Origin of the sequence: Edaphobacter modestus, assembly GCF_004217555.1 — a bacterium.
In the GTDB taxonomy this organism is placed as follows: domain Bacteria; phylum Acidobacteriota; class Terriglobia; order Terriglobales; family Acidobacteriaceae; genus Edaphobacter; species Edaphobacter modestus.
Genome location: NZ_SHKW01000001.1, coordinates 4,319,109 through 4,331,867, shown reverse-complemented (window position 1 = coordinate 4,331,867; position 12,759 = coordinate 4,319,109). Strand labels below are relative to the sequence as shown.

Annotated in this window: 13 protein-coding genes; 6 read left to right on the top strand and 7 right to left on the bottom strand. The window is 53.6% G+C overall.

Annotation, left to right across the window (positions count from 1 at the left end; translation table 11 throughout):
- Window positions 1–8 precede the first annotated feature (8 nt).
- The 4 genes from BDD14_RS35035 to BDD14_RS33090 form a co-directional block, all read right to left on the bottom strand.
- A complete protein-coding gene (locus BDD14_RS35035) occupies window positions 9–641 on the bottom strand; it encodes an outer membrane beta-barrel protein (protein WP_479724011.1) in 633 nt (210 codons plus the stop codon).
- A complete protein-coding gene (locus BDD14_RS35030) occupies window positions 538–828 on the bottom strand; it encodes an outer membrane beta-barrel protein (protein ID WP_479724019.1) in 291 nt (96 codons plus the stop codon). Before BDD14_RS35030 ends, BDD14_RS35035 begins: the two co-directional genes overlap by 104 nt.
- Before the next feature lie 111 nt (window positions 829–939).
- Complete coding sequence (locus tag BDD14_RS33095; protein WP_242618287.1) at window positions 940–1,176, bottom strand: hypothetical protein; 237 nt, start codon at window positions 1,174–1,176, stop codon at window positions 940–942.
- Window positions 1,148–1,456, bottom strand: a complete 309-nt coding sequence (locus tag BDD14_RS33090; protein ID WP_242618044.1) for a carboxypeptidase-like regulatory domain-containing protein — start codon at window positions 1,454–1,456, stop codon at window positions 1,148–1,150. Before BDD14_RS33090 ends, BDD14_RS33095 begins: the two co-directional genes overlap by 29 nt.
- Window positions 1,457–1,667: 211 nt before the next feature.
- Between BDD14_RS33090 and BDD14_RS18375 the strand changes: the two genes are divergently transcribed.
- The 3 genes from BDD14_RS18375 to BDD14_RS18365 all read left to right on the top strand — a co-directional run bounded on the left by BDD14_RS18375 (window position 1,668) and on the right by BDD14_RS18365 (window position 5,625).
- Window positions 1,668–3,107 (top strand): sensor histidine kinase, encoded by a 1,440-nt coding sequence (locus tag BDD14_RS18375; protein WP_130420076.1) that lies wholly within the window; start codon window positions 1,668–1,670, stop codon window positions 3,105–3,107.
- A complete protein-coding gene (locus BDD14_RS18370; protein ID WP_130420075.1) occupies window positions 3,104–3,802 on the top strand; it encodes a response regulator transcription factor in 699 nt (232 codons plus the stop codon). Before BDD14_RS18375 ends, BDD14_RS18370 begins: the two co-directional genes overlap by 4 nt.
- A gap of 365 nt (window positions 3,803–4,167) precedes the next feature.
- Window positions 4,168–5,625, top strand: a complete 1,458-nt coding sequence (locus tag BDD14_RS18365; RefSeq protein ID WP_242618043.1) for an outer membrane beta-barrel protein — start codon at window positions 4,168–4,170, stop codon at window positions 5,623–5,625.
- 38 nt (window positions 5,626–5,663) lie between these two features.
- Here the strand turns inward: BDD14_RS18365 and BDD14_RS18360 are convergent, their stop codons facing one another.
- On the bottom strand, window positions 5,664–7,955 hold the full coding sequence (locus tag BDD14_RS18360; RefSeq protein WP_130420074.1) for a TonB-dependent receptor plug domain-containing protein: 2,292 nt from the start codon (window positions 7,953–7,955) through the stop codon (window positions 5,664–5,666).
- 279 nt (window positions 7,956–8,234) lie between these two features.
- On the opposite strand from BDD14_RS18360, the gene BDD14_RS31910 reads away from it, so the two are divergent.
- Window positions 8,235–8,462 (top strand): hypothetical protein, encoded by a 228-nt coding sequence (locus tag BDD14_RS31910; protein WP_165420140.1) that lies wholly within the window; start codon window positions 8,235–8,237, stop codon window positions 8,460–8,462.
- Between the two features lie 185 nt (window positions 8,463–8,647).
- Here the strand turns inward: BDD14_RS31910 and BDD14_RS18355 are convergent, their stop codons facing one another.
- Entirely contained in the window at window positions 8,648–9,523 is an 876-nt protein-coding gene (locus BDD14_RS18355) for a universal stress protein (protein WP_165420139.1), read from the bottom strand.
- Window positions 9,524–9,557: 34 nt separating this feature from the next.
- Window positions 9,558–10,511: a bestrophin family protein gene (locus BDD14_RS18350; RefSeq protein ID WP_130420072.1), complete on the bottom strand. Its 954-nt coding sequence runs from the start codon at window positions 10,509–10,511 to the stop codon at window positions 9,558–9,560.
- A 152-nt stretch (window positions 10,512–10,663) separates the two neighbouring features.
- Between BDD14_RS18350 and BDD14_RS18345 the strand changes: the two genes are divergently transcribed.
- Window positions 10,664–12,115 carry a sensor histidine kinase gene (locus BDD14_RS18345; protein WP_130420071.1) on the top strand — a complete coding sequence of 484 codons (1,452 nt, stop codon included), beginning with the start codon at window positions 10,664–10,666 and terminating at the stop codon, window positions 12,113–12,115.
- Window positions 12,112–12,756 carry a response regulator gene (locus tag BDD14_RS18340; protein ID WP_130420070.1) on the top strand — a complete coding sequence of 215 codons (645 nt, stop codon included), beginning with the start codon at window positions 12,112–12,114 and terminating at the stop codon, window positions 12,754–12,756. The genes BDD14_RS18345 and BDD14_RS18340 overlap by 4 nt, the downstream gene beginning before the upstream one ends.
- Window positions 12,757–12,759 lie beyond the last annotated feature (3 nt).

Here is a 12,759-nt window from a genome sequence, read left to right as displayed (position 1 = left end):
AGATCGAGTTACTGCAATGCATCCGCCCCGCGGATGCCAAAGTTTACATTCGTGATCACATTCGTGAACCCAAAACGAAATTCATTCAGTAAGCGCGGGGTGATCGTGTACGTGTGAGAGATGAGCAAGCTGCGATTGTGAATGCTATCGATGTCATTCGGAAGCAATGGATGCGCAAAGTTCGAAGTAATGTTCTTTCTGCTGAAGCGTGCATACATGGATTGCTTGGAATTGATCGTCTGGTCGAGACGTACATCCGCGCCGTCGGTGGAAGCAGGAGTACTTTGGAAGTGCTCGTAGTTGTAGTGTGACTGTCCGTCGACATTGAGCAGGGGATAATATTGCAAAAGCGCTTTTGCCGTCGATGATATCGAAGCTGGTGCAATTACCGGTCCGGGCACGCAGTGGCCGCTGCTATCGCATGTTGGTATACCAGAGAGATCACCATTGCGCTCCGCAACAGTTGGAACAAGAAATTGTTGGTTGACCGAGGTTCTACGGCAATTGCCCTCATAGGTAAAGAAGAAGAATGTCCGATTATGCCCATTGTAGAAATGCGGGATAATAACCGGACCTCCAAGCGATCGCCGAACGTATTGAAACGTTTCGGAGCCTTCCCGCTGAATCCATAAGGGAAGCATCCAACGCATCATTCTGAAGATATTCGAAAAGACTGCCATGCATCTGGTTGGAACCGCTCTTCGTAACAAAGGTTACGTCGCCGACCTGCGAAAACTCTGCACTGTTGTTGAAAGCCGTTACTTTGACAGATGAGATGCCTTCTTGGGATGGGTAAGCATCTTGGATGCGGCCCGTTCTGTCGAACATTGGCCGTGGAAATGCCATCGACAGAGAAGTTCACCATGGAGGAACTGGCTCCTCTAACTGTCATATTCCCCTGATTATCCTGTTGAACATTCGAGGAGAGCGTGAGAGCCCCTAAAGACTTGTTGTCGTGGCGCAATTGTTGAGAGGAAGTTGAGTAATCTGAATATTACTCTTCTCGTCCGAGATGATGGCATTCTCGGTATTGACGCCGGCGGCATCCGCTTGAACATCTACCACTGTGTTCTCTGAAGCTACACTGAGTGTGAAAGGTATCCGAAGCTCTTGACGGGCTGCGAGCGAGGTCGACGTGACGACAGTATCATTGAAGCCGTGACGGTGAACCGTCACGGTAGGCTCCAGGTTTCACATTTTCGAAGTTGAATTCTCCAACTGCATCGGTCGAGCTATTGCAATCTGTATTCTCAGCTGTCGAGTGAACTACGACGGTCGTATCGGGAAGGACAGATCCGCTGCCATCCTGTACCGTGCCTCGAATGGTCCCGAAGGTTGACTGACCGAAGCAAACACATGAGAACAGTAGAAGGATTGCAGCCGGTAGAAGCAGGTCTAGAAGCCCGAAGCGGCGTTTCTGGAATTCAACTCCATCGTGCCCCAACTTCGTACGCACTCTCTTCCTTAACCGGAAAGTGAGCTTCTCCTGGTCGTCCAGTTCATAAGCATCACCAAAATGCGTCCCTCCGAATCCACTGTGCACGATGGTTCTATCTCCTCGCCGATCAACGTCTGCTAGAGATATTCCAAGACATTCTGTATCAGGAAGGCATAAAGACAGCCAACCTTTTACGCCTTTCTTATGAATTTCTGCCTAATCTTGAGGAATGAAGACGGTCCCAGTCCGGTCAGTAGTCTGGGGATGCGGCGGCTCAGTCCTCATCTTCGCGGCTAGTGCCTTGAGCTATCGGTACAAACATGGGACCGCTGCCGCTTCGATACCGCTGTATATGCTCGTTACCCTTCTGGTTGCGTGGAGGGGAGGATTTCGAGCATCCATCCCCGTGGCGATGTCGTCGACGATCGGCCTCGACTACTTCTTCACGGAACCCAGATTTACCCTGCGCGTCGCTTCACCGCAGGATGTCTTCGCGCTCGCCTCCTTCGCTGGTGTATCGCTATTGGTAAGTCACCTGTCGAATCGAATTCGAAGTCACGCTGATCGCCTTGAAGAAGCGGAAGGGCAGCAGAGAGCCCTCTACGAACTTTCCAGGAGCGCACTCTTGATTGACTGGAATACGTCAGTTGGTGGTCAGTTCTGTGCGCTATGCTGTGACAAACTTCACCTTAGAGGAGTTGCGCTCTGGCTGGAACGCGATGCGGAGTTTGCGTATGCGGGCGAGGCTGGGAACACTCTGGAAGTTTTGCAGGCATCCTTCAGGGCGAAAAAAATCTCTGATCTACCTGCAAAGTCTGAACGCATTCGACTTCTACGGTTCGGAATCCGCCCCATGGGTGCAATGTACTTTAGCGGCTCGATCGAACCTTTGATGGCTGACGCAATCGCAACCCTCATTGCAACCCATGTTGAGAGGGTGAGAGCGCTCAGAGCCGAGGTCGTGGCTGCATCTCAAGCGGTATCCGAACAATTGAGGACTGCAGTACTGGACGGCTTGGCACACGCAGTGAAGACTCCGCTCACAACGATTCTCGTCTCCAGCTCTGGCCTCAAGGAAATTGGCGAGTTGACCCCGCTACAAAGCGAGTTGGCACAGGTCATACAAAATCAGGCTTCCCACCTGGCGACTCTCACCGACAAACTGCTCCGCACATCCAAGCTTGATGCGAGCGACTTCGTGTTGCAGAAGAAAAAGGTCGACCTTGTCCCCGTGGTGGAATCGGTGCTCGAAGATCTGAGAGTCGAATACGACGTCAGTCGCGTGGTCGCAAAATATTCAGATATCACAGCAGTGGCCGAGGTTGATGTCGACCTCATTCGCATGGCGCTCGTGCAGTTGCTCGAGAATGCGCTGAAGTACAGTCCCGGATCTTCAAGGGTCCGCCTCGACATCGCCGTGCTTCCGGAATCGCTTGCTATTTCGATTCACAATGAAGGTTCTTACATCCCTTCCGCCGAACGCGAGCTCGTCTTCGAGCGCTACTACCGTAGTCCGTCCGTGGAGCACGGCGCTTCGGGAACCGGGATCGGTCTCTCGGTGACACGAAAAGCCGTGGAGGCTCACGCGGGTCGAATCTGGATTGAAAGTGATCGAGAAAAGGGCACTACCTTTCATATTTCCATTCCCATCCAAGGAGATCACCTTTGAATCAAGGAATTGTTTTGATTGTCGAAGACGACAGTGCGCTGAGGCACAGCCTGACGAGTACCTTACAGGCATTGGGCTTCGAGGTGATGCAGGCGGCCAACGGGGAAATGGCGTTGGCTGAACTCAGAAACCACAAGTTTGAAATCGTTTTGCTCGATCTGAACATGCCTGGAATGGGTGGCATCTCAGCTTGCGAGAAGATCCGTAATACATATCCCAAGCTACCAATCATCGTGCTTACTGTACGAGACCGTGACGAAGACAAGATTGCAGCACTGGACGCAGGTGCAGACGACTATGTGACGAAACCCTTTGGCCTGCCGGAGCTTGCCGCTCGCATACGCGCAGGGGTGCGGCGAATGCGTCAGCCGGATGAGAAAGAAGATCAGGCGATCGAGGTCGGCGATCTACGGATCGATCCGACGGCCCATCGCATAACGAAAAAAGGAGTCGAGATTCATATGACTCCTAAAGAATTTGAGTTGATGCATATCTTAATGCGCCATGCCGGAAATCCAATCGCTCACCATAAACTTCTCACCGAAGTCTGGGGGCAGGAGTACGGGAATGAAAGAGAATACCTCCGCACATACATAAGCCAGCTGCGCCGCAAGATTGAAGATGATCCCGCAACGCCGCAGTACCTATTAACTGAGAACTATGTCGGTTATAGATTTCAGCAGCCAGCTTCATGACCTTATGTCTTCCCCTTGCCTCTGAGCGCAAGATCAGAGAGGTAGGATTGCTCTTAGCGGCATCGTTCTCTTCTTCTTGCTGGAATCACCGTGATGCCGCTTTGACGTTCTGAATGCGGAATTATTCATGCCCGCGGAAACAGTTGCGGGAACGTGTTCGGAAAGCACACAGCGTAGCGGAATATCGACCGCTGGAACCTACTTCGCTGAGTAGCGCAAGCCCTGCAGTCATCTGCCGCGGTTAGAACAGCAGGTGTGGACCAGAAATCGAGCACCGGACGACAGAACAAAATCATTCTTAACAGATTTCATCTGCGGCATCCCATACAGCAGGGCCTTTAGAGGCGTATTTTCGGGAAGTAGTCTTGAACGAAGTCTCGTATGGCGTAGGGAATGTTGGAGGATTCTTGAGGAGATTGGCGGTAATAGGAATTGTCGGTATTTCGGTCATTGGTGTATCTTGCGCCAAGGCACAGCAGGTTCCGAACGCGCCATCGACTAGCACCTCGGCAACGGCGAATGGCACACAGAATTTTTTGGAGCGGTGGGTAGAGTTTTATAGTAAGGATTGGAAGGGCGCCGCGGCAGTTGGGCCGGCGGCGGCGCGGCGGGGGCTGCCTTCGCCGTTGAGTTCTCCGCCGTTTCCCAACTCGGACTGGTCCTACGGTGGATCGCCGACGATCGGCGAGTCAGACGGAAACGTATATCCGCTGCAGACCGCAATCGATGGAGCTACGCGGCGGACAAAAGTCTATGGGTGGATTGAGCCGACCGCGAACGTAACGACGTCGCGCGACAGGAACTATCCGGAGACGAACGATATTTATTCGAACCGCGTAGAACTGGGCCAAGCGGTGCTATATGTCGAGCGGTTGCCAGATTCGGTGCAGCGTGACCATATCGACTGGGGATTTCATTTGACAGGGTTCTTCGGGACCGATTATCGGTCGACGACAAACAAGGGCTACTTCAGTAGCCAGTTGCTGGATCACGATAGGCAGTACGGGTTCGACCCGGTGCTGGAGTATGTGGACGTGTACTTTCCGCATGTGGCGAAGGGAATGAACGTGCGAGCGGGGCGGTTTATCTCCATTCCTGGAATCGAAGCGCAGTTGACGCCGAACAACTACATCTTCAGCCACTCACTGCTGTATGCCGTGGACCCGTTTACCGACACGGGCGTGCTGGCGACGATCCAGGCGAACGATCGGTGGGTGGTGCAGGTCGGGATTTCGGGGAGTCATGATGTAGCGCTATGGACCGAGGACGCCAAGCCGTCGTTCATGGGATGTATGAGCTATACGACGACGAGTGTGAACGACAACTTCTATTTGTGTGCAAACGGAATCAATGACGGCAAGTATGCGTTCAATAATCTGCAGATGTATGACAGCACCTGGTATCACAAGTTTGGAAGCACCTGGCATATGGCGACGGAGATGTATGCGATGTACCAGAGAGATGTGCCGAGTGTGACCGGGTCAATCGCGCCCGAGAAAGGAACAAACGGTGCGAATTGCAGACCTGGCCTGCAGACCTGCCTTGCGCCAGAGTGGGCGATGGTGAACTACATCAACAAGCAGCTCTCACCACACGATTTCGCATCATTCCGTAGCGATTTTTTGAATGACAAAAAGGGCCAGCGGACGGGATATGCAACGAAGTACAGCGAGGCCACGCTCATGCTGAGCCACTGGGTTGGATCGACGGTACAGATAAGACCGGAGCTACGGTTCGATCATGCCTGGGACCGCAAGGCCTATGACAAGGGAACACGGACGAATCAGTTAACGTTCGCGACGGACATAATCTTTCATTTCTAAGGCTTCCCTGTCCTCACTTTATGAGGACAGGAGCCAATTCAGAAGGCATATTTGAATCCGCCGTCTGGGAATCTCGGCATCTGTTCCTGAGCAAGGACGCCGGCTCCGTTCGCCCGTGGCCGCCATTCATAGGAGTAGAAGTTGCTTGTTCCCAAAGCATTCTGGAGGCCAACATGCCAGGTGAACGTTCCCCGCCTCAAGGAATGACTTTGCTCCAGCCGAAAGTCTAGTCGGCTATATGCTGCCGCCCGCGACGCGTTGATTTTTGAAAGATCATAGACATCTCGGTTTTGCATTGTGCTCAGGAGAAGATTATCCGGCGTGTAGGGCTTGCCCGAAGCCACGCTGTAACGGGATGACATAATCATGTTTCCCCTCAATCGAATATTTCCTGCAATATTGGCCACGAAGGGAAGATCGAAGCTGCCTCGACGAAGCACACCATCCAATCCTGAATACCAGTTTCTTGAATAGGTGACGGCACTGGTGAGGGTCAATCTGGAAGATAGTCTGTAATCCAATCCCAGTTCGACACCTCGGGCTAAACCTAGGCCCTTGCTGGTCATAGGAAACATGAGAAAAGCCTGCCCGAAGGTGTTCGTGATATTCGCCAACGAGAGCTGTGGAAAGTTGACGGCAACTGGATAGTCCGAATAGCGCTTTTGATACGCCTCTACTGAAATTCGTGTGCGTTGAAAGTTCACAATTTCAAATCCGCCAGTGATATGTCGTGATCGAATCGGCTGCAACGAAGCCTGGTTGTTGAATGCGAGAATGTAGAGCGAAGGAGGAAGCTGTGCATACTCGGCATAGCCGATATGCGCAACTCTGCCGAAGATCGGCATCATCAACAGAGCCTTTGGGGTCCAGGCCTTGCTTCCCAAAATTGCCCACTGTGAAAGCCTCTGGCCAACTACCACTTTCATCCCGCGTGGAAGTAAGAATGCAGCCTGACTATATTCCGCAGAGGAAAATGTAGAAAAATTACGATTGAGCGACATCGCATTTACCGGTGCTGCACTCTCGCTATAAGGATTCTGAAGTCCTAGTGGTTGATCCACCCGATAGTTCGTTCGGTTTACTGCCGTCCGAACGCCAGCTGTAATAGTCAGCCAGGACTTTGCCTGAATCGTGCCATCAAATTTTGCTCTCGTAATTCCATCTCTTGTGTCTTCTGCATAGACTGTTGCGTCCGCCAGCAACTGCGCATTTTCACGTAACGATTGTGATTGTTCTGAATTAGCAAGGCTCAGGACTCCGAACGATCCTTTGGAAAAGACATGCTGCCAGTTGAGCCCAGTGGTATTCCTCCAGCCTTTATAGGCAATGTCATAAGGATTGGTCTGCCATCTATTCATTGGGTTCGGATGGATACTAATCGAGTCGACTCCTGTTACCGAGAGTCCCCACAACTTATTTCTATCGTCGATGCGCTTGTCCGCCCGAAACAAACTGTTGTTATAGATCGGGACGCCATTCATGCCGATATCATTGGTCAACAGATGAAGGATGCTTTGGCGGCCAGAGAGAAACATAGATCCGTCCGTCCCCCAAGGCCGCCCGATGGAACCTCCAACTCCAGCCATCCCTAGCTCCACTTCGGCATGTGGGACAGTTCTCTCATCTTTGGTTGTCGATATCTCGACTACCGCCGACAGTCGCTGATCGTATTTGCTGTCATAAGTATCGGTGTGTAAAGTCATCTGCTGAATCGCCTTGTTATCGATCATCGAGACAAAACCGCCGGTCGTATTGGAGAGAGCAAGCTGATTAATCGATGGCATCTCAATGTTGTCGACGATAAAGAGGGTCTCCTGCGAGTTCCCGCCCCGAACGATAAAGTCATTGAACTTATCGTTGTCCGAAACAATCCCGGGCAGCATCTGCATGAATCGCGATGGGTCGCCAAAGGTTCCAGCAGATGTCTCGATCTCTTTTGGGGTGATTCTCCTTTCGAACCCCTCGCTGCTCTCAGATTGCGTTGCAACTACTTTGATTTCGGTTTTCACTACACCGACGCCATCTTTCGGACGAGCCTCGGTCTCTGCGGACGTGGAGGTGTTCACGATGGAGGGTATCTCAGGAGGTAGCATTGCAGACGGCTTAGGGGAGTAAGTATTCAGCACAACACTCTCCTCTTCACAACCTGCAACGATATCGGCCATGCCTACAAAACACGGTTTGCTCGTTCGCAATTCACTTGATATCGTGATTTGTTCAAAACTCGATGCGCCTGAATCTGCCTGAGGAAATGCACTAGGGGAAGCGAATAGGAGAGTTGCAACTGCACACAGACTGCGAGGGAATGGAGAAAAATTGTAGCTCAGCATGAGAAGAGACCCGGCTTTCTGTTTGAATTCGTGCGTTGATTGCTCCTTTGGGCAAAATTCCCACTGGCGCTCTTCGCAACCTACGCATGTGCACTGGCAGAAAGCACGTTTATCGCCAAAGCGCAAGGATGATAGAAAACCCTATGAATTCATACACATCGCAAGTGATTCGGGGCTAATTGAAAGAAAGGAGAGTGCCGTTGAAAATATTTCGCTAGGGAATAGGAAAATATTTTTCCTCGCGGAAGCAACCTAATTTACGTCTTCGGAGACAGTCCGGTGCTATCACTCACGCGAGATTCAGGGCCGGTCAGCTCCGCCAGCGCGGCCATTCTAAGTGACAGCCTGACAGGCGAAAATCTCAAGACAGCAATTCAGATACGCGTGGAAAACGCGGCTCTGCTGCTCGTCGTCAACAGCGGCGAGATCTTCCAATTCACGCTGCCACCGCTCGCATGGCGGAGACGAGCAGGCGCTGATGATGGACACCAAGCTATTAGAGAATGATGCTTTCAGCATTCATAAAACAGGCGAGCGGATGCTGTAACCGGCCGCTTCGTCCTCTTCGTCACCTGAATCGCAGAATGCTCAAAGCGGTGACTACTAAAAATATCGAGATATCGACCCCTTGCGGAAAGGAACCGTCACGTTCCTCTCCGCATTTCATCGCTTGAGTGCATCCGACAGAGAGCCTAAGCCGCAGATTCCGCCAGTTGCTTGTGAAGTTCCTCAAATCTCGAGTAATACGGAACGCAGACAAGACTGATCGTGCACCGTTTGAAGACCGGGTTGATTTCAGGTCCCAGCCAGCTGCGATTCACCGCGCTATGCTGGCTTAGAACCAGCATGTCGGCTCCGCTGCGACGGAGAAGCTGCGGAAGCTCACGAGAAACTCTTCCCTGCGCAACATGCACCTCTACATTGCAATCCAGGTCAAGCGTGCCGGCAATGTCTCGAAGCCAGGCATCGGCAGTCTCTTCTCCCATGGGTGCCGTCGAGAGAAGAGGCTTGAGCATCGAGCCCTCATTGATCTCATCTACAACGTGCAGCAGGTGCAGCGTACCACCAGTTCCCGAGACGTATTGCGCCGCCTGCTGCAGATGCGACAGACCTTCTTCGGGATCCCCGAGCCAGACGCCGATGTGGCGATCAGCCGAGGGCGAGCTGTCGCCAACGTTGATTCTTCCCAGAGTCCAGATGGGCACCGAAAGACGCTTGATCAGCCGTGCACGCAAGGAGCGATGCCAGGGGCGCGGCAGTCCGGTCAGATCGCTGGGAGGAAGCATCAGCAGAATGTTCGGGCGGCGTTCGCAGTAGGCGGCGATCCCCTCGCAAGGGTCGCCGCTCATCAGGACCCGGTCGCAATGCTGATAGTTATCCGCCTCCGCGAAGAACGACCGCAGCAGTATCTCTGCTTCTCGATACAGCGTCTTCTTCGGATCGTAGATATGAAGCAGCGTCAGCTTAGCGTCCAGCGTGTCCACCCACTGTGCCACGGTCGGAATCACCGCGTGGCTTGAATCGGAAAAATCCGTGGCGAATACAATCTCCGTTTCTCTCTGAAGCATGGCGTTTCCTTCCTTTGGGGCCAGAAGCCCCTTCCTAAAACACAAATCCATCAACCGGCATGACATCCGAGACAGCCCGCGACCGAATGTGTCTCGCACCTTCTTTCCACCCACGTTGCCGGTCCGTCTCTTTCATCTGTTCGCGCAGATTGAGCTCGATGGTTCGCGAAAGAGAGGTCATCGGGGTGTCGTGAATGGTGTTGTCGAATGGGTTCGAAATCTCGCGGCTCATCAGATCTGCCGCTATAAACGTGAAGCTGATCAGCACGCTGGCAATGGGCGTCATCAGTCCCAGGTCTTCCACAATTGCCAGGGGCAGTAGCCAGCAAAAGGCATCCAGCAAAACGCTGGGAAGATAGTCGAACTGGCGAGGAAGTGGCGTGTTCTTGATGCGCTCACAGGCTCCCTGAATGTTCGTCAGTGCCGTAAGATTTTCGTCGATCGCTGTCCAGCGGAAGCTGTCGAGCATGCCCTCGTTGCGAGCCTGCCGCAGCAAGCTTCCCATGCGCAGCACAAGCGCCGCTGGTATATTTTTGTAGACACTCAGCTCCTCGGCGGCGGCATCCCCCAGGAGCGTCCGCACCTCCGGCAGCGCAGTCTGCTTTCGAAGGTGGCAACGAAGCGCATGGGCGAACATAATCTGGTGCAGAACAAGAGTGTTCCTTAGAGGAGTTCGACCTGAATCTTCCGTCTCATCATCCAGCATGGTCAGAAACTGCTTGGCCAGAGCACGCGATGAATTGACCAGCTGCCCCCAGAGCTGCCGCGCCTCCCACCAGCGTCCATAGGCCGCGTTCGTGCGAAAAGCCAGAAAGATCGTAAGGGCCGAGGCCAGCGGAGCGACCGGAAGCCCGTTCAGCGAAATCCATTTGTGATGAAGGACCGAGTACACCACCGCGACTGTGCAGTCAAAGACCAGCAAAATAAGTAGCCGCTTCCATGCCTGTGGCCAGATGCGGTTCAACGGCAATCGGTCTCGAACAATCATTCGGCAAACTCCATATGCCGATTAGACTGCGAGGAGCCTTCATGTTCGCCCTATCTTCCAGCCGCTCTTTAGGTTCTGTCGCAAGATGAAAAAAGGCTATCTTTTGGCCAGGGCTGGACCATCCTTCCGCCATCCGGCGTCTAATAGAGGACGTGAATACCTTCTATAGGCGTTTCGTTCGAATGCGGGTTGCCGATGGCGGCCGTGGTCAGATTCTCCTGATCGCGGCCGGCCTGGTATCCATTCTCGTTTTACTGGAATGGTACTTTGACTTCGACTTTTCATTAGGTATTCTCTACATCGTCCCAGTCATGATCGCCGCGACCATTCTTACCCGATGGCAGATCGTGGCAGCAGCAGCTTTTTGCGCATACACCCGTGGACTCTTCACGGCGGATGAGACTCACCTGGAACACATCCTGCGTTTCTGCATGGCTACGATCGCTTACGCCGCCTGCGGTCTGTGGATCTACCAGATAGCAGAGTCGCGACTCGTGGTCTTGAAGCACTACTCGCGCCTGCGTTACGAACAGCATATGCGGCGGCGCGCCCAGGAACAGTTGCGCCTGTTGGCCGAAAGCAGTCCGGCCGCCATCCTGACGATGGACTCCAATGGACTCATCCTCGCGGCGAATCGGGCCGCCGAGACCATGCTGCAATCCGAGGGCCCCTTACTCGGGCAACAGATCCGCAGATATATGGGGTTGTTCTATGACGCGCTGCGGCTTCCTGCTGGGATTGGAGACATCAGCACGTCCGCCAACGCATGGGCTCGTCGTGGCGATGGGACACTGGTTCCAACCACAACATGGTTCTCGATCTACGGAGCAGGGGTTTCCCGGCATCTCGCCGCCATCGTTGTGGATATGTCCAATGAGGTGCGCGAGCGCGAACACGCCCAGTTCGAGCAGATCGTCAGCCACGATCGCATCCTCGCAAGCGCCGTCTCGCATGAAATACGGAATCTATGCTCCGCCATCTTTGTCGTGGCCTCGAACATGGAAAGAAGCAGCACCATTGCCCGAGATCCAGACTTTGTGGCGCTCAAGAATCTCGCCATGGGACTGCGGGATCTTGCTTCGGTCGACCTGCGCCGCAAAACCCGAATGAGGCTGTCCGCAGTTCGCTTGCAGGAGCTGGCGGAAGAAGTGCGCGTCATCATCGGGCAGGATTGGGCCGACATCCCGGGAGAGTTCGAGTGGCGTGTTCCCGACGACCTGCCCGCTGTTCAGGCCAATCGGCAGGGCCTCATCCAGACTCTTCTCAATCTTTCTCAAAACTCTCTGCGCGCAATTCAGGATCTTCCGCAGCCACGCTTCACGATCGAAACTTTCGTCCATGCCGAACGCATCTCGCTTCGCGTCTCCGACACTGGCCCTGGTCTGAACTCAACCGAGCACCTCTTCCAGCCGTTCCGACCGGAATCAGACGGTTCCGGCTTGGGGCTGTATGTCTCCCGCGCACTGATTGAAAGCTTTGGCGGCGAGCTGCGATTCGAGCCCACCGCTGCCGGCTGCTGTTTTGTGATCACCCTGCTGGCCGCGCATAATGAAGATCAATCTCTGCCGATCGAGGCAGCGGAGGCGGAGCGGGAACACGCATGAATTCGACGACGAACAGTGTCATCCGGATCTATCTACTCGATGACCATAGATTGTTTCGCGAAGGTTTGAGGAGGCTACTCGACTCTGACGAACGTTTCGTTATTGCAGGTCAAAGCGGGGACTCCGCGCAGACCCTGACAGACCTGCAGAATACAACCGTAGACGTCCTGGTGTTGGACTACGATCTCGGCAACGAAAATGCCATCGCGCTGCTGGAGCCTTTACGATCCATGAACTTCGCGGGCAAAATCCTGATCGTTACCGCAGGGCTTCCCGACAAGGATGCGCTTGCGCTCATCAGGGCTGGCATCTCGGGAATCTTTCACAAGCAGGAATCACCCGAAGATCTGCAGCGGGCTATCGTTGAGGTATCCCAGGGACGCGTCCTGATCGATCAGCAGTACCTTCAGGCTGTAGTAGCTGCCGTACAACCGCAGGAGTCGACCCGCTTCACCGAGCGGGAGAGGGTTACGCTGCGATATCTGTTGCAGGGCCTGGCAAACAAGGAGATCGCGGGAAGTCTTAATATCTCGGAAAGCGCGGTCAAGGCCACACTCCAACAGCTGTTCTCGAAGACTGGTGTGCGTACGCGGTCGCAACTTGTACTGCTGGCAATTGAGAAGTATCGCGACCAGCTTTAGTCC